Here is a 762-nt window from a genome sequence, read left to right on the forward strand (position 1 = left end):
GGTTCTGGCAGGCTCGACACCCGCCTCGATACGTCGCCTTTCTCAATCCGTCATCACCCACATTCCGGTATAGTTCCCACTGCCTTGCGCGAGAGCCTTGAGGGGCTCACCGGCACGATGGCGCTGATCCGGCATCTCCCAGCCCTGCGGCCAGGAGGGATGACAGACCCGACAGCCTCCGCCAAAGCAACATTGCGCGCTCTCGCCCGACGCTGGCTGATGCTCGATGCTGAGATCAAGAGCCACGATGCCGCTCTCGATGCTTTGACCACCGCCTACGCCCCAGCTCTGAAGGAGGCTCATGGGATGGCGACTGGCACGGCCGCCGAGATGTTGATCCTGGTGGGCGATAATCCTGAGCGTATTCGCTCCGAAGCGGCATTCGCCAAACTGTGCGGGGCCTGTCCCATTCCCGCCTCGAGCGGCAAGACCTCGCGGCACCGGCTCAACCGCGGCGGCCGCCGTCAGGCCAACGCCGCTCTGTATCGTGTGGTCATTAGCCGAATGCGCAGCCATTCTCCCACCCGCGACTACGTCCGAAAGCGAACGGCAGAGGGTAAGGGCAAGATGGAGATCATTCGCTGTCTGAAGCGTTTTGTTGCACGGGAGATCTTCGGCTATCTCTGCCGCGCCAGCAGGCCTCTCGCGGCCGTCTCTTCAACCTCTTGACCTCTATAGGAGCATCAACGCCGCTGTCGAGAGCTTCTTCAAGAGCTTGAAATCTGAGCTGATCTGGCGCACCGTCTTTGAGCCGAGAGCCGA

1 protein-coding gene is annotated in these 762 nt (G+C 61.8%); it reads left to right on the forward strand.

Features of this window, described 5'->3' with window-relative positions:
• Nucleotides 1-669: transposase (locus JKL46_RS34985; protein ID WP_246529756.1), on the forward strand; the 669-nt coding region annotated here is incomplete at its 5' end.
• Between the last annotated feature and the right edge of the window lie 93 nt (nucleotides 670-762).

Origin of the sequence: Microvirga zambiensis WSM3693 (assembly GCF_016735695.1) — a bacterium.
Taxonomy (GTDB): Bacteria; Pseudomonadota; Alphaproteobacteria; order Rhizobiales; family Beijerinckiaceae; genus Microvirga; species Microvirga zambiensis.